The sequence below is a fragment of the Stenotrophomonas sp. GD04145 genome (assembly GCF_029835135.1).
Lineage (GTDB): Bacteria > Pseudomonadota > Gammaproteobacteria > Xanthomonadales > Xanthomonadaceae > Stenotrophomonas > Stenotrophomonas maltophilia_P.
Genome location: NZ_JAODZG010000002.1, coordinates 74,198 through 88,800 on the forward strand (window position 1 = coordinate 74,198; position 14,603 = coordinate 88,800).

Sequence of the window (14,603 nt, forward strand, 5' to 3'; positions counted from 1 at the left end):
TGGGTGGTGGCGGTCGGCTGGGTGCCATATGCGACATCCCGTCGCAGGCGGTCCCTGCCTCCCCCTTGACCAATGTCAAACCGGCCGCCGGCACGCGGGGGTATCTCTATGCAGGACCCGAACATGCCGGCGTTTCCGGCAGCCACAAGGACCCTGCAATGCACGACACCCCCGACAACAGCCAGCTCCTGAACGCCCTGCAGAAGGTCATGGTGATCTCCACCACTGACCTGCAGGGCAACATCACCTACGCCAATGATCTGTTCTGCACGCTCACCGGCTTCGCACGTGAAGAACTGATCGGCCAGCCGCACAGCATCGTGCGCCATCCGGATGTGCCCAAGGCCGTCTACAAGGACATGTGGGACACGATCAAGGCCGGCGGCATCTGGACCGGCATCGTGCCGAACCTGGGCAAGGGTGGCGTGCTCTATGTGGTCGACACCACCGTCCAGCCGCTGTTCGACGCCGAAGGCAACATCACCGCGTACATCAGCATCCGCCGCGTGGTGAACGACCTGATGCAGGACTTCGAGCAGGTCGAGTTCAGCAAGGAGAAATTCGACGACTTCTACGAGGCCGCGTGAACACCATCGCTGCCACACCGGTTCGCCGCCTGCTGGTGGGTTTCGCCTCCGAATCGGGCAATGCCCGCGCCCTGGCCCAGCGCCTGGGCGCGGACCCTGGCCTGCAAGCGCTCGCGCCGCAGGTGCTGCCGTTCAACGACATTGACGTTGCCAGCCTGGGCCAGGGCGATGTGCTGCTGGCGATCTCCAGTTCGTTCGGCGACGGCGAGCCGCCCGCGAACGGCGAACGCTTCTTCCAGAGCGTGTGCCAGACCGGGTCGCTGCCCGGCCTGCGCTACGCGGTGTTCGGCCTGGGCGACACCGGCTACCCTCGATTCTGCGGCTTCACCCGAGCGCTGGACGCGGCGCTGAGCGAACGCCAAGCGCAGCCGCTGCTGCGACGGGTCGACGCCGACCTCGGCTATGAACGGTTCTTCCAGCAGTGGCAGCCAGTGCTCCGCCAGGTGCTCGAGGGCGATGCCGCCGCCGGCCAGGACCTGCACCTGCAGGTTACCGCCTACGGTGACGACAATGCCTTCGCCGCGCCCATCGTCGAGCGCCACCGCGTCAACAGCAGCGATCCGGCCGCATGGCACCTGCAGCTGGATATTGCCGGCAGTGGCATGGCCTACCGCGCCGGCGACACGGTGCACGTGCTGCCGGACCACGACCCTGCACTGCTGCAGGCCCTTGCCACCTGGTACGGCGACAATGCGGCCATCGCCATGCTGCAGGACCGCGAACTGCGGCTGCTGGGCAGGGGCGTGCTGCGCGAGCTTGCCAGGCTGGGCGACAGCGAGCGGTTGAAGTCGCTGCTGAAGGTCAGCCAGAAGCGCGAGCTGGATGCCTACCTGCACGGTCTGGACGTGCTGGATATCCTGCAGGACCACGCCAGCCCGGACCGCGTGCCGCTGGCCAGGCTGCGCGACATCCTGTCAGCGCGCCTGCCACGGGCCTACTCGATCGCCTCGCATCCCGGCAACGGCCAGCTGAGCCTGTGCATACGCGAAGTGCGCTACACCCTGCGCGGCCGCGAGCGTTCCGGTACCGCCACCGGCAGCCTGCTGCGGGGGGGCAGCCACGCCCGCGTGTACTGCCGCTCCAATCCCGGCTTCCATCTGGCCGACACCGGCAGCGCGCCCCTGCTGCTGATCGGCACCGGCACCGGCATCGCGCCGCTGATCGGCCTGGTGCAGCAGGTTCAGGCCAATGGCTGCGGACGCGAACTGCATCTTGTGTTCGGCGAGAAGCATTGCGAACACGATTACCTGTATCGCGAGCAGCTGCAGGACTGGCATGCGCGCGGCGTGCTCGCCGGCCTGCATCCTGCCTTCTCGCGTGACGGAACCGAAAAGGTGTATGTGCAGCATGTGCTGCGGCAGCGCGCCCGCGAAGTAAGGCAGGTGTTGTCCCGCGGCGGGCACCTGTACCTGTGCGGCAACAAGCGCCACCTGGAAGACGCGGTGCGTGAGGCCATCGACGCCATTGGCGGCCAGGGGCATTGGGACCTGCTGCGCGGGGAGGGCCGCATTCACTGCGAGCTGTACTGACCCTGCATCGATTCGGCCGGCCGTGGCCCGGCACGAGCGCATGCATCAATCGCCGACGACCCGGCCGTCCGCCATGTGCGCGACCTGCTGGCCGAAGACGACGGCATCCTGAGGATCGTGGCTGATCAGCAGCAGCGGAATGCCGGTACTGTCCAGCACCACCGCCAGCTCCTCGCGTAGGTGCTGGCGCAGGTCGTGGTCCAGTGCGGCGAACGGCTCGTCCAGCAGCAATGCCTGCGGTTGGGTCACCATGACCCGCGCCAGGGCCGTACGCTGACGCTGGCCACCGGAGATCTGCGACGGCAGCAGATCCCCCACGTGGTCGATACGGAACGCCTGCAGCCACTGCTCGACGACGTCGAAGCGCTGGCCACGGCGTGGATTGAACCACCCCCGCTGCAGCCCGAACGCCACGTTCTGGCGCACGCTCAGGTGGGGAAACAGCGCGTAGTCCTGGAACACGTACCCCAGGCGACGCCGCTGCGGTGGCAGGTCGATCCGCGCGTGGGAATCGAACAGCACCTGCCCCTGCAGCGTCACATGGCCCTGTCCGGGACGCAGCAGTCCGGCCACGGCCTTGAGCGTCAGGCTTTTGCCTGCCCCGGACGGGCCGAACACCACAACCTGGCGCTGCGTGCACTGCAGCGTGACGTCCAGTTCGAAGACCTGGCCCGCTGCCTGCATCCGGCGCTGCACCTTCAGGTCAAGCCACATCGCGCAGCTCCCTGCGATGCCCGCCCACCAGGCGTGCCGCCAGCAGCAGGATGACGATGCACACTACCGACGTCAGGATCACCAGCGCATTGGCCCTGCCGTCCTGCCCTGCCTGCACCGCCTCGTAGATGGCGATCGACAGCGTCTGCGTACGACCCGGGATGCTGCCGGCCACCATCAGCGTCGCGCCGAACTCACCCATCGCCCGGGCAAACGCCAGCAGGAGGCCGGCGAGAATGCCGCGCCAGGCCAGCGGCAGCGTGATGCGGAAGAACACCGCCGCCTCCGACACGCCGAGCGTGCGCGCGGCCTGCTCCAGCTGCCCGTCCACATCCTCGAACGCCGCGCGTGCCGGCTTGAACACCAGCGGCAGCGAAGCCACTGCCGCGGCGACCACCGCCGCCTGCCAGGTAAAGATCAGGTTGATGCCGAACCACGACTGCAACCACGCGCCGATGGGGCCGTTGCGCCCTATCAGCACCAGCAGGTAATAACCGAGCACCGTCGGCGGCAGCACCATCGGCAGGGTCAGCAGCGAATCCAGCAGTTCGCGGCCGGGGAAGCGCCGACGCGCCAGCAATGCCCCCAATCCAACGCCCAGCACCAGATTGATCGCCGTGGCCCAGCCGGCGACCTTCAGCGACAACCCCAGCGCGCTCCAGTCCAGGTCCATCCGTCAGGGCTTGCCGAACCCGTGCCTGGCCAGGATCGCCTGACCTTGTGCCGACCGCACGAAGGTGGCGAAGCGCCTGGCTTCGGCTGGCTGCGTGCTCGCCCGGGTCACCGCCAGCGGATAGGCGATGCGTCCGGACACCGGAACTGCGAAGGCACGACGCACGCGGCCGGCCATGGCCTGTGCGTCGGTGGCGTAGACGAAACCGGCGTCCACTTCGCCCCGCGCCACGTAATCCAACGACTGGCGTACGTTCTGCGTGGTGACGATCCTGCCCTGCACCGACGGCCACAGGCCCGCCGCTTGCAGCGCACCCTTGGCATAGCGGCCGACCGGCACGCTGTCCGGGTTGCCCAGCGCGAGGCGCCGCACGTCGGCACCGGCGAGATCCTTCAGGCTACGCGGCCCGCCCCGGGTCTGCGGCGGCACCACCACCCACAGCGCGTTCACCGCGAACACCTCGCGGGTACCGGCAGCCAGCAGGCCCTGCCGCTGTGCCTGATCCATGGTGACTTCGTCGGCCGAAGCAAACACATCGACCGGTGCGCCCCGGCTGATCTGCTGCAGCAGCACGCCGGAGGCGGCGAAGTTGAAATCGACCCGGGCGCCGGGATGGGCCTTCTCATAGGCGGCACCGAGTTCACGGAAGCTCTCGGTCAGGCTCGACGCCGCCGATACCGTCAGCCCGGCCGCGTACGCCGGCAGCGACGCCAGCACCCCCAGCACTACCAGTCCCGCTCGCGTCATCGTCGGCTCCCGGCCAGATTCAGTTCGGATCGGATTCATCAGCCGATGCCAGCAATGCCAGGCGCTCGGGCTGCAACAACAGGATTTCCCGCTGCCTGACCGCGATGATCCCATCATCGCTCAGCCGGCGCAGCACGCGGCTGGCGGTTTCCGGTGCCATCCGCAGGTAATTGGCGATCTCGGTGCGTGCCATCGTCAGGTTGAACCGGGTGGCGGAGAACCCGCGGCGTGCGTAGCGCTCGGACAAGTCCAGCAGGAACGCGGCCATCCGCTCTTCGGTGCGATGGTTGGCCGCCAGCAGGGCGACCTTGCCGATCTCCGCACTGAGCAGGCTGAACAGCCGCGCCTGCAGGCCCGGCATGCGGGTGGCCAGCAGGCTCAGCCTGGGGAATGAGATCCGGCACAGGTACACGGTATCCAGCGCCACGGCATTGCAGGGAAAGCGTGCCTCGTGGATCGCGTTCAGGCCGATCACCTCACCGGGCAGACTGAAACCGAGCACCTGCTCGTTGCCCTGGCTGTCATCGACAAACGTCTTGACCATGCCGGCACGCACCGCCGCGATCGAATCGAACGGCTCGCCGGCGCGGAAGATGTAGTCGCCCGCGTGGAACGGGCCGACATGGTCGACCAGCACATGCAGTTCGCCCAGCGCGGCCTTGTCATACCCCTGCGACATGCAGGCATCGGAGAATGCACAGGTACTGCAGAAGTGCAGGGCGTCGCCGTCATCGGCAGCGGCGGGGTTCGGCGTCGCCGCGCCCTGGCGAACCTGGGGGTACGGAGTGGAGAACATCAGGAAATGCCTGGATGAAGGCCTTCATCATACGGCAGGCGTGCCACGGCCGGTCTCACGGCGGCGGACGCTGCCCCCGCCGCTGATGGCCGCGCTGGCGCATGCTGTCGCGCACATCCACGTCGAACTGAAGCTGCAACGAACTGTCATCATCCAGCGCGATGGAAAATTCCAGACCCTCACGCGACGGCAGGCGTGCTGCCAGCCCCTGCACTGCATCGCGCGGCAGCACCAGCCGGCAGACCGTGCCACCGTCCAGCAGCACCGCCTGGTCGCCCCCATGCAGCGACAACGCGGTTCCCCACCCGCCCGTGCCACCAAACCGGGTCAGGTTCTCCAGCGAGTCACCGGCCAGCAGTGCTGCCAGTTCCTCTTCATCGACACGCAGGCGCATGGATTGCCGCTGCAGCTGGACTTTCATGTTGCGATGGACTCCCAGTCGGCCCCGGTATTGCAGTTGAACAGCAAGGCACGCTCATTCTCAGGCAGCGGCAACGCCGTCGCCGCCAGCCGCTCCTGCAGGGCACGCAGCGAACGCCGCGCCTGTGGATCTTCGATCAAGGTCCGCAGGGCCCGCCGGCAATGATCATCGATCTGCAGACACATCGGCAATGGCTCGCCGGAGAACACGCTGCAGGCGGAAGGCACCCCGTGCAGCCGATGCAGCAGGGCGCCGGTCAAGCTGGGCATGTCCACCGGCACCACCCACGCAACGGTATCGGGCATGGCCAGAGACACGCTGTAGAGTCCGCCCAGCGGGCCGCAGCGCGCGACCTGGTCGGGAATGCCATCGAAGGCCGGATAATCACCGCTCACCCACACCCGCTGCGCACCGGCCTCGATCAACACGTCACGCATGTGCTCAAGCAGGGTGCGCCCGCGCCAGGGCAGCAGCGCCTTGTCGCGGCCCATGCGGCTGGACAGGCCTCCAGCCAGCACGATGCCGTCAATGGCCGTGCTCGTGGTCATGGCCATGTGCGGGCGTGCTGTCCGCATGGCACAGGCTGCAGCCCTCGCTCCAGGCGCTGTCGCCATCCTCGTAGTGTTCCTGCTTCCAGATCGGGCACTGGTGCTTCACTGCCTCGATCAGCTGACGGCACGCGCGGAATGCTTCGTCCCGGTGCGGGCTGCCGGCGGCCACCACCACGGCCACATCGCCGATGCCCAGCCGCCCCCTGGCATGCGCCACATACAGCTTCAGGCGCGGCCCGAACGCCGCCTCCACCTCGGCCGCCAGGCGCTGGATTTCGTTCAGCACCAGCGGCTCGAACAGATCGTAAGTGATGCCTGTGACCACCCGGCCGACGTTCACGTCACGTACCTTGCCGATGAACACGTCGATACCGCCGAAACCCGGGTCGGACACCGCGGCGATCCCTTCTGCCGGGTCGATCGCCCCCTGCGCCCGGTCCACCACCTTCGCAATCGGTTTCGCGTCCATCGCTCAGCCCCCGCTCACCGGCGGCAGGATGGCCACGCGGCCATCCTCCGGCAGCATATCGTGATCGCGCAGCACGCGCTGCTGGTCGGCGAAGGCCGAATAGTCCAGCAGGCCGGCACGGAAACCGGGCCAACGCACCGGCAGCAGCTCGCGCAGCGCCTGGCGCAGGTCGGCCACGGTCGCACCCGACACCTCCAGCGTGATCTCCCGACGCTCATCCAGATCGGAGAACGCACCGAACAACTGCAACGTCACCTGTTTCATTCCCACTCCCTGCCCGTCAGCTGCACCGGGTCGGCGTGGCCCCAGCCCTGTACGCGCACCGCGCTGCCGGCCGGAACCAGATCGCCCTCGTCCTCCAGCACCACCCAGGCGTTGGCCTGCACCATGGACATCAGACGGAACGATTCCTGTCCGGACAGCACCCGCGCGCTCAGCTGGCCCTGCTCGTCCAGCTCCACCCGCGCACGGGCGTGGACGCGCAGGCCGGGTGGCTTGCGCACCATCGCCTGCAGGGGAAGCCGCAGCACCGGCTCCTGCGCCAGCCCCAGCAGCCGGCGCAGTACAGGCTCGACAAAGAACCGCTGCCCCACTGCCGCCGACACCGGGTTGCCCGGCAGGCCGAAATACAGCGCACCGTCGGGCAGTACCGCAAACAGCAGCGGCTTTCCCGGACGGATCGCCACTTTGTGGAACACGATTCGCGCCCCGCGCGCGCGCAGTGCGTCGGGCACGAAGTCGTAACGGCCCGCAGAGACCGCACCGGTACTGACCAGTACCCGCGCACCGGCCGCCAGTGCCTGGTCCAGCGCTGCATCGAACGCGGCCACATCATCACCGACGGTGCCCTGCCACACCACCTCAGCTCCGGCCGCGTGCAGCCGCCCGACCAGGTAGGGGCGGTTGCTGTCACGGATCTGCCCGGACTCCAGCGCCTGCGTCGCCTCGCTCACCAGCTCCTTGCCGGTGGCAATCACCGCCACCGCCGGTCGCGACATCACCACCACCTCGCCAACGCCAAGGGCGTGCAGCAGGGTCCGTGCGTTGATATCCACCCTCTGCCCGGCCCGCAGCACGCATTCGCCTTCGGCTACGTCCTCGCCCCGCAGGCGTACGTTCTGGCCCGGCCTGACCACGCTCTTCAGCGCGATCCGGGTCGGACGGCCCGCTTCGCTGGCGAGGATCTGCACGTTCTCGATCGGTACCACCGTGTCCAGGCCACCCGGCATGCGCGCGCCGGTCATGATCTCCCAGGCGCCCTCGCCACCTTCGGCATCGCCATCACCCGCCGCCTGCCAGCCCTGCACCGTGAATTCGGTACCGGACTCTAACGCCGCCCCGTTGGCGCGCAGCGCAAAACCGTCCATCGCCGAATTGTCGAACGGCGGCAATGCCTGCGCGCTGTGGATGTCACTGGCCAGGGTGCGGCCTGCGGCCTCCTGCAGGGGCAGACGCTCGGCGGGAAGCGGCGTGGCCGCCCCCAGCAGGTGCTGCAGTGCTTCACTGTAGAGAATCACGCGTGGTCACCACCCTCGACCATCACCAGGGCGTGGCCCAGTACCGGCGCCAGGATGTCCAGGCACTGCGCTGCCGCCTTCGGGCTGCCGGGCAGCGCGAACACCAGCATGCTGCCCAGTTGCACCACCTCGGCGCGGCTCAGCCAGGCCATCGGCGTGTGCTGCGCGCTCAGCGCCCGGACCATCTGCGCCAGGCCATGCACCGGCCGCGCGTTCAACGAACGCAGCGCCTCCGGGGTGAGGTCGCGCGGGCCCAGACCGGTACCGCCAGTGCACAGGCACACGCGCACGCCGTCGGCGGCCAATGCCTGAAGGCGATCCGCCAACGGCTCGATGCCATCGGGCAGCACGTCGGCAGCCACCACCTCGCCGCCCAGCCTGTTCAGGCCGGCCACCAGGGTCGGGCCAGAAACATCCTCATAAGTACCTGCGCTGGCACGGTCGCTCAGGGTGATCACCGCGCAGGCCGCGCCTTCCAGGCCCTTCGGCGCACGCGGTCTGAAGCGCTCGCGCTCGGCATCATCCATGCCATCAGGATGCAGCCACAGGCCGCGCTTGCCACCTTCCTTGAACAGCAGGCGGATACCTTCGATGCGCAGCGCCGGTTCCACCGGTTTGCTCAGGTCGTACAGGGTCAGCAGCGCCGCGTTGACGCCGGCCAGCGCTTCCATTTCCACACCGGTACGCGCCTCGCTGGCACACTCGCACCAGACCCGGATGGCGTGCCGTTCCGGCACCGGCGCGCAGAACACCTGCACCAGCTCCAGCGGCAGCGGATGGCACAGTGGCATCAGCATCGACGCCATCTTCGCCCCCTGCAGGCCGGCGATCTCGGCCATGACCAGCGCGTCGCCCTTCGGCAGGCGACGCTCGACGATCAACGGGTACGCCAGCGGACCGGCATGCAGCTCGCCCACCGCCACCGCCCGCCGGCGACTGATGCGCTTGTTGCGGACATCGGCCATATGGAATGCCGCGTTCAGTTCCCCACTCATCGTGCTGCTCATCCTCCGATGGAAGCCAGGTGCGGGGTCAGCCCGGTCCGGCCCTGGTGCAGGCCATGCCCGGCCGCTTTCAGGCCAAGCTGGGTGGTGATGCGCGCCAGCAGCGCGTCATGGTCGTCATCGTGCTGCAGCAGCGCGCGCAGCGGCACGCCGAAGTCGCCGAACAGGCACAGCCGCAGGTCTCCCCTGGCTGTTACCCGCAAGCGGTTGCAGCCCTTGCAGAAATCGCGCGAGTACGGCGCGATGATGCCGATGCTGCCACGATGGTCCGGATGGCCGAACTCGCGCGCCGGGCCGGCATCGGCCGCCCGTGCACGCTCGCGCCAGCCGGCCGCCAGCAACTGCTCGATCACCCCGTCGGCACGCAGGTGATGCTGCTGGAAATAGGCTTCGTTGTCGCCGGTGCGCATCAGTTCGATGAAGCGCACGCTGAAGGGACGGTCGCGCAGGTACGCCATCCACTGCGGCAGCTCATCGTCGTTGAGGCCGCGCAGCAGCACCGCGTTGAGCTTGATCGACGGCAGGCCCAGCGCCTGCGCCAGGGCCAGGCCCTGCTCGATCTCCGGCAGGCGGTCATGCCCGGTGATCGCAGCAAAGCGTTCGCGCCGCAGACTGTCCACGCTGACGTTCAGCGCCGTCAGGCCGGCGCGGTGCCAACCCGGCAGGCGACGCGGCAACTGCGTGCCGTTGGTGGTGATGGCCACTTTGCCGATACCCGGCACCGCCGCCACGGCCGCGATGATGTCATCAAGATCCTTGCGCAGGCTGGGCTCGCCACCGGTCAGCCGGATCTTGCTCATGCCCAGCGCCGCGAAGGCGCGGACCAGGCGGCTGATCTCCTCGACCTGCAGGAAACGCGGGCGGCCATCGGCCTGGTACCCCTCCGGCAGGCAATAGCCACAACGGAAGTTGCAGGCTTCGGTCAACGACAGACGCAGGTACGGAAAGCTGCGTCCGAAACCGTCGGTGAGTTGGCTCATGGCTGGTCCACCTTCTTGCTCCACCGTCCTGCCTGTTGCCGCGTGATGTCGGCGCATCACAGCATGCGGCCTGCGCTGCCACGGGAGTGTGACTGGGCCCATCATGAACGATTTCCGGCAGCGGATGCACGCTGCCGGGCAACAGGAAGAGCCGCAGCCAGTGTCCGGATGGATGCGCGCCAGGCTGACCGCGCCGCCCACCGGGCCGGCGGTGGAGCGTCTACCTGCGGGCAGATCGTGCGCGCTTGCCGCCGTTGTGCTGCGCAGCCGCGCGGCTCTGTGCGAACTCGGGGAAGGTCTGCTCGATCGGGTCCACGTCCGGCAGGATGTAGAACACCCCGCCCCGCTCGAAGGTGGAACGGATGATGCGTTCGTAGAACTCCGGCGAGACGTTGATGCAGCCGTGGGTGACGCGGTTGTCGTCCGGCGACGGCGATGCCAGGCGCTCGACACGCCTCTCTGCTGGAACGCCGGTCGCGGTCGGATGGATGGAGACTGCGGACTCGTAGTCCACCCACAGCACCCGCCCTGCATCGATCGAAGGGCCGTAGCCGCCCACGAAGCGACCCGCAGGCGTGGTGCGGTCCCTTCCCGGAATGGCACGCAGGGCGAGACCCGCAACGCCGGGCGCGGTGTGGTCGCCGGTCGCTGAACCGAACAATGCAGGGGCCGCGCCGCGCAGCCGGCCGTCGCCACCGAACACCAGGATCTGCGCGGCAGCCTTGTCCATGACCGCGAACGGATAGCCTTGGCTGTCCTTGGAAGCCACGACCCAGCCCGCCAGTTCGATCACGGTTTCGGAGACATCTTGGCCGGGTGGCAGTTCATCAACGGCGGCCGACGGCGGCGCGGCGGCATCTTCCGCATTGACGACACCGACCACCAGGAACGCCAACGCCACTGCCAGAGCAGCGCGATGGGCATGGCGCGCAAGGGATGAGTGGGTATGGATGGGAGCATTCCTCGAAAGCTGTGTTACGGGAGGACACCAGTGGCCGCTGCGGCCACTGGGCCCCTGACTCGGATGTGCAGGCTACAGGTGGTCAGCCGCGCGGGGTGCGGCGAGGTGCCCGTTCAAGCTGCTGGACGCGGCCTTCGATCTGATCCAGACGCTGGTTGGCCTGCTGCGCCGACTGATTGGCCGACTCGGCGCTCTGCGCCGCACCCTGCACCTTCACATCAAGCTGGTCGAGCCGCGAGTTGATCGTTGCGAAATCGTCCTTGTAGGTGGCGCAGGCCCCAAGGCCTACGGTGGCGACAATCGCCACACCGAGCGTACGTGCCATCATCAGGTGCTGCTTGGTAAGAATCATTCCACTCCCTCCTTCGTCTGGGGTGTCTGGAATATAGCGGCGTTTCGGCCCACTCTCCGATTGGCTTTCAGCTGCAGGTGGAAGACGTGGATGCGGTGTGAAGACACCGTCTCAACCACGTCGCCAAGCCAATCCGGTAGCAATCGCCAAGGATGCCGCGATCACCAGCGAGGCCACCACGAAGGCGGTGCGCACCTCCGCGGGCGTTGCCGTGTCAGGCGCGACGGCGAAGAACACACCGCCCACCAACGCCACCGACAGCGCCGCACTGATCTGCAGTGTCGCACTCACGATGCCTGCGGCCAGCCCGGCGTGGCGGGCATCCACATGGTCCACGCTCTGCTTCACCAGCGCCGGAAGCGCAATGCCCTGTCCTGCGCCGATCAGAAACAGCGGAAGCGGCAGCCACGACGGCATGTCCAGCAGCGCGAGCGTTGCGACCGCCAGCAGGCCCGCAACCTCCATCACCATCCCATGCGATGCACCCTGTGCGGCCAGCCGCCGGAACGCCGAACCACACAGCGGCCCGAGAAGGAAACCCAGCCCCAACGGCAGGATCGCCAACCCCGCCGACGCGCTGCTGCGCCCCAGCGCGGACTGCTGATACACCGCGAAGACGAGAAAGAACGCAGCCAGCGCGTAGAAGAAGAATGTCGCTGACAGACTGCGCCTCAACCCGCGTATCTGCAGCAGCGATGGCAATACCAGCGGCATCTGCCCACGCCCCACGCATCGCTGCTCATGCCTCCAGAACAACAGCAGCAGGGGGCCGCTTGCCAGCAGCAGTCCTACGCACCACCACGGCCACTGGCGCTGGCGGCCCTCGATGATCGGTACCACCAGCGCCAGCAACGACGCCGCCAGCGCCACCGCTCCGACAGCGTCCAGCCGTGCTCCCTGGCGGGCGTGCGACTCACGCAGCAGCACGAATGCAGCCGGCACCGCGGCTGCGATGATGGGAAGATTGATGAGGAACACGCTCCTCCACCCTGTCCCCCACAGATCGGCTGTCACAAGCACCCCTCCCAGCAGCTGCCCGCCCACCGATGCGAGGCCGAAGGTGGCGCCATACAGGCCAAGCGCACGGCGCTTCTCGCTGTCCGGGAACAGGGCATGGATCGATGCCAATGACTGCGGGGCCATCAGCGCGGCCGACATCCCCTGCAGCAGCCGTCCGGCCACCAGCACTTCAGCCGCAGGCGCCAGGCCGCACAGCGCCGATGCCAGGCCAAACCCCAGCATGCCTGCGATGAACACCCGTTTCCTGCCGTAGATGTCGCCCAGCCGGCCTCCCAGGATCAGGGTCACCGCGTAGGCCGTGGCGTAGACCGAGATGACCAGCTGCGAGACATCCGGGGGCGCGTGCAGATCGACACGGATGGCCGGCAACGCGACATTGACGATGAAGAAGTCGAGCGGCGGCAGCAGCGTGCCTGTCAGCAGTACAGCCAATGCCATCCAACGGCGCGGATCGGGCGATACAGCGCCCGCAGCGTCAGCCGGTAGATTCATGACGTCCCCCACTCAGCGCATGCCGCCTGAGGCAAGCAGGGTGTCGCCGCTCATCCATCGCGCATCATCGGAGGCGAGAAACGCAACGATCGGCGCCACGTCCAGTACCTGGCCTGTCCGGCCCAGTGGTGTCTGCGCCAGATTCCAGGCCTGGAACCCGGAATCGACGACACCCGCAGCATGTGTGCCCTCGGTCTCGATCAGGCCGGGATTGACCGCATTGACACGGATACCGCGCGGACCAAGCTCCCTGGACAACACGCCGGTGATGGCGTCCATCGCGCCCTTCGAACCGGTGTAGATGGCGCTGTCCACCGGCAGGATGCGGGTCACGAATGAACTGATGTTGATGATGCTTGCACCGGGCCGCAGATGGGGAACGGTGGCGGCAGTGACCAGCAGCGGGCCCAGCACATTGATGTCGAACTGGTGGCGATAGAGCGCCTCGGTGGTGTCCTCGATCTTCGCGAACCGGTACACGCCCGAGTTGTTCACCACTACATCCAGCCTGCCGAACGCATCCAGGGCCGTGGCCACCATTGCATCGACCTCGCGCGCGTCACGCACGTCGGCGCGCACCGCCAGCGCCCGACCACCGGCGGCTTCGATATCGGCAACGACCTGTTCGGCGCCCTCCCGGCTCGAGGCGTAGTTGACGACGACGCTGGCGCCGTCGGCCGCCAGGCGGCGGGCAACCGCAGCGCCAATGCCCTTCGAAGCGTCGGTGACCAGCGCGACCTTGTCCTTCAGCGTGTTCATATCAAGCGGATCCAGTTCCAGGGGGAGGCGGTCAGTGCGACCGGGGCCCATGCTGGACCTTTCAAACTTGTATGTGGACTGACACTGATGCACATTTGCCGTACATTTTTGAACGAGCACGATCATGGAATGGGGTGATGTCCGTGTCTTCCTGGCGATCGTGCGGGGCGGATCACTGGGTGAGGCGGCGCGGCGCCTTGGTGTCAGCCATCCCACGGTAGGCCGCCGGTTGAAGGCCCTTGAACAGCACGCCCGGCAGCCCCTGCTGCGGCGGACGCGGGACGGGCTGGTCACGACCGATGCCGGTGATGCAGTGCTGGCCTTGGCCGAAGCCATGGAGAACTCCGCCCTGGCCATGGAGCGCCGCCTGGAAGGCAGCCCGGGCCGGCTGGAAGGCATTCTGCGCATTTCGAGCGCGGACTGGTTTGCCTGCCACGTGCTGACGCCCGTGCTCGCCGAACTGGTACGCCGGCATCCGGCGGTGGTTCCGGAACTGATCGCCAGCTATCGACTGCTGGACCTGTCGCGCCGCGATGCCGACGTCGCGTTCCGCATCGTGCCGTTCAGTGAGCCGGACATCGTCCAGCGCCTCGTGATGACCCTGCCCTACGGCCTGTATGGTTCGGTCTCGACCACCACCCGGCTGCAGGACGACCCCGATTCGGTCGGACTCATCCTGATGAACACCGCGCAGTCGCACTTCCCCGACGTGGAATGGTTGCTGCAGCGGTTTCCGCGTTCACCGCGCGCATTCACCAGTACCAGTCGCAGTGTCCAGGCGCAGATGTGCCTGCACGGTACCGGTATCGCCGTGCTGCCCCGTGCGTTGGGTGACGCGGTGGCCGGACTGCAGCGCATCGAATCACACGGGACGCCTCCTTCGCGGGGCATCTGGGTGGGCTATCACCAGGATCTGCGCCACATGGACCGTCTGCGTGCCCTGCTGGACATCCTCGATTCGACACTGCCGCCAACAGGCGCCGCCCCCTCGGCAGGGAAACAGACAGCATGATTCCGTTCACGGGCGTTGG

Annotated in this window: 18 protein-coding genes; 3 read left to right on the plus strand and 15 right to left on the minus strand. The window is 67.6% G+C overall.

What is annotated here, in order from left to right; all coding sequences use genetic code 11:
* The first annotated feature begins 158 nt into the window (after positions 1–158).
* Both N7367_RS01440 and N7367_RS01445 read left to right on the plus strand, forming a co-directional pair.
* Positions 159–587, plus strand: coding sequence for a PAS domain-containing protein (locus N7367_RS01440; protein ID WP_065176127.1), 429 nt, complete (start codon positions 159–161; stop codon positions 585–587).
* A complete protein-coding gene (locus tag N7367_RS01445; protein ID WP_279941572.1) occupies positions 584–2,116 on the plus strand; it encodes a sulfite reductase flavoprotein subunit alpha in 1,533 nt (510 codons plus the stop codon). The genes N7367_RS01440 and N7367_RS01445 overlap by 4 nt, the downstream gene beginning before the upstream one ends.
* 45 nt (positions 2,117–2,161) lie before the next feature.
* Here N7367_RS01445 and N7367_RS01450 read toward each other — a convergent pair whose 3' ends face one another.
* From N7367_RS01450 to N7367_RS01520, 15 genes are all read right to left on the minus strand, one after another.
* Positions 2,162–2,830, minus strand: a complete 669-nt coding sequence (locus N7367_RS01450; RefSeq protein WP_279941573.1) for an ATP-binding cassette domain-containing protein — start codon at positions 2,828–2,830, stop codon at positions 2,162–2,164.
* Entirely contained in the window at positions 2,820–3,503 is a 684-nt protein-coding gene (gene modB, locus N7367_RS01455; protein ID WP_065176130.1) for a molybdate ABC transporter permease subunit, read from the minus strand. The genes N7367_RS01450 and modB overlap by 11 nt, the downstream gene beginning before the upstream one ends.
* A gap of 3 nt (positions 3,504–3,506) precedes the next feature.
* Entirely contained in the window at positions 3,507–4,250 is a 744-nt protein-coding gene (modA, locus tag N7367_RS01460) for a molybdate ABC transporter substrate-binding protein (protein ID WP_279941574.1), read from the minus strand.
* Between the two features lie 19 nt (positions 4,251–4,269).
* Positions 4,270–5,046 carry a helix-turn-helix domain-containing protein gene (locus N7367_RS01465; RefSeq protein ID WP_279941575.1) on the minus strand — a complete coding sequence of 259 codons (777 nt, stop codon included), beginning with the start codon at positions 5,044–5,046 and terminating at the stop codon, positions 4,270–4,272.
* A gap of 55 nt (positions 5,047–5,101) precedes the next feature.
* On the minus strand, positions 5,102–5,467 hold the full coding sequence (locus N7367_RS01470; RefSeq protein WP_111186844.1) for a hypothetical protein: 366 nt from the start codon (positions 5,465–5,467) through the stop codon (positions 5,102–5,104).
* On the minus strand, positions 5,464–6,015 hold the full coding sequence (locus N7367_RS01475; RefSeq protein WP_227255280.1) for a molybdenum cofactor guanylyltransferase: 552 nt from the start codon (positions 6,013–6,015) through the stop codon (positions 5,464–5,466). The genes N7367_RS01470 and N7367_RS01475 overlap by 4 nt, the downstream gene beginning before the upstream one ends.
* Complete coding sequence (locus tag N7367_RS01480) at positions 5,993–6,487, minus strand: molybdenum cofactor biosynthesis protein MoaE (protein ID WP_065176134.1); 495 nt, start codon at positions 6,485–6,487, stop codon at positions 5,993–5,995. The genes N7367_RS01475 and N7367_RS01480 overlap by 23 nt, the downstream gene beginning before the upstream one ends.
* Before the next feature lie 3 nt (positions 6,488–6,490).
* Positions 6,491–6,751, minus strand: coding sequence for a MoaD/ThiS family protein (locus N7367_RS01485; RefSeq protein ID WP_111186843.1), 261 nt, complete (start codon positions 6,749–6,751; stop codon positions 6,491–6,493).
* Positions 6,748–8,004: a gephyrin-like molybdotransferase Glp gene (gene glp / locus N7367_RS01490; protein WP_279941576.1), complete on the minus strand. Its 1,257-nt coding sequence runs from the start codon at positions 8,002–8,004 to the stop codon at positions 6,748–6,750. The genes N7367_RS01485 and glp overlap by 4 nt, the downstream gene beginning before the upstream one ends.
* The gene (moaCB, locus tag N7367_RS01495) at positions 8,001–8,999 is read right to left on the minus strand and encodes a bifunctional molybdenum cofactor biosynthesis protein MoaC/MoaB (RefSeq protein WP_279941577.1); all 999 of its coding nucleotides are present in this window, start codon (positions 8,997–8,999) and stop codon (positions 8,001–8,003) included. Before moaCB ends, glp begins: the two co-directional genes overlap by 4 nt.
* An 8-nt stretch (positions 9,000–9,007) precedes the next feature.
* On the minus strand, positions 9,008–9,988 hold the full coding sequence (gene moaA, locus N7367_RS01500) for a GTP 3',8-cyclase MoaA (RefSeq protein ID WP_279941578.1): 981 nt from the start codon (positions 9,986–9,988) through the stop codon (positions 9,008–9,010).
* A gap of 220 nt (positions 9,989–10,208) precedes the next feature.
* Positions 10,209–10,889, minus strand: a complete 681-nt coding sequence (locus N7367_RS01505) for a L,D-transpeptidase (RefSeq protein ID WP_279941579.1) — start codon at positions 10,887–10,889, stop codon at positions 10,209–10,211.
* A 142-nt stretch (positions 10,890–11,031) separates the two neighbouring features.
* Positions 11,032–11,301: a hypothetical protein gene (locus tag N7367_RS01510; protein ID WP_053519770.1), complete on the minus strand. Its 270-nt coding sequence runs from the start codon at positions 11,299–11,301 to the stop codon at positions 11,032–11,034.
* 111 nt (positions 11,302–11,412) lie between these two features.
* A complete protein-coding gene (locus N7367_RS01515) occupies positions 11,413–12,759 on the minus strand; it encodes an MFS transporter (protein WP_204313639.1) in 1,347 nt (448 codons plus the stop codon).
* 66 nt (positions 12,760–12,825) lie between these two features.
* Positions 12,826–13,572, minus strand: coding sequence for an SDR family oxidoreductase (locus N7367_RS01520; RefSeq protein WP_279941580.1), 747 nt, complete (start codon positions 13,570–13,572; stop codon positions 12,826–12,828).
* A gap of 124 nt (positions 13,573–13,696) precedes the next feature.
* Here N7367_RS01520 and N7367_RS01525 point away from each other — a divergent pair, with 124 nt between their 5' ends.
* Positions 13,697–14,584, plus strand: a complete 888-nt coding sequence (locus N7367_RS01525) for a LysR family transcriptional regulator (protein ID WP_279941581.1) — start codon at positions 13,697–13,699, stop codon at positions 14,582–14,584.
* The last annotated feature ends 19 nt before the right edge of the window (positions 14,585–14,603 follow it).

Bases quoted from the DNA above. Each gene is read 5' to 3' on its own strand.
- N7367_RS01440 (WP_065176127.1), top strand. From the start codon at position 159: ATGCACGACACCCCCGACAACAGCCAGCTCCTGAACGCCCTGCAGAAG.
- N7367_RS01450 (WP_279941573.1), bottom strand. From the start codon at position 2,830: ATGTGGCTTGACCTGAAGGTGCAGCGCCGGATGCAGGCAGCGGGCCAG.
- modB (WP_065176130.1), bottom strand. From the start codon at position 3,503: ATGGACCTGGACTGGAGCGCGCTGGGGTTGTCGCTGAAGGTCGCCGGC.
- modA (WP_279941574.1), bottom strand. From the start codon at position 4,250: ATGACGCGAGCGGGACTGGTAGTGCTGGGGGTGCTGGCGTCGCTGCCG.
- N7367_RS01465 (WP_279941575.1), bottom strand. From the start codon at position 5,046: ATGTTCTCCACTCCGTACCCCCAGGTTCGCCAGGGCGCGGCGACGCCG.
- N7367_RS01470 (WP_111186844.1), bottom strand. From the start codon at position 5,467: ATGAAAGTCCAGCTGCAGCGGCAATCCATGCGCCTGCGTGTCGATGAA.
- N7367_RS01475 (WP_227255280.1), bottom strand. From the start codon at position 6,015: ATGACCACGAGCACGGCCATTGACGGCATCGTGCTGGCTGGAGGCCTG.
- N7367_RS01480 (WP_065176134.1), bottom strand. From the start codon at position 6,487: ATGGACGCGAAACCGATTGCGAAGGTGGTGGACCGGGCGCAGGGGGCG.
- N7367_RS01485 (WP_111186843.1), bottom strand. From the start codon at position 6,751: ATGAAACAGGTGACGTTGCAGTTGTTCGGTGCGTTCTCCGATCTGGAT.
- moaCB (WP_279941577.1), bottom strand. From the start codon at position 8,999: ATGAGTGGGGAACTGAACGCGGCATTCCATATGGCCGATGTCCGCAAC.
- moaA (WP_279941578.1), bottom strand. From the start codon at position 9,988: ATGAGCCAACTCACCGACGGTTTCGGACGCAGCTTTCCGTACCTGCGT.
- N7367_RS01510 (WP_053519770.1), bottom strand. From the start codon at position 11,301: ATGATTCTTACCAAGCAGCACCTGATGATGGCACGTACGCTCGGTGTG.
- N7367_RS01515 (WP_204313639.1), bottom strand. From the start codon at position 12,759: ATGGCATTGGCTGTACTGCTGACAGGCACGCTGCTGCCGCCGCTCGAC.
- N7367_RS01520 (WP_279941580.1), bottom strand. From the start codon at position 13,572: ATGAACACGCTGAAGGACAAGGTCGCGCTGGTCACCGACGCTTCGAAG.
- N7367_RS01525 (WP_279941581.1), top strand. From the start codon at position 13,697: ATGGAATGGGGTGATGTCCGTGTCTTCCTGGCGATCGTGCGGGGCGGA.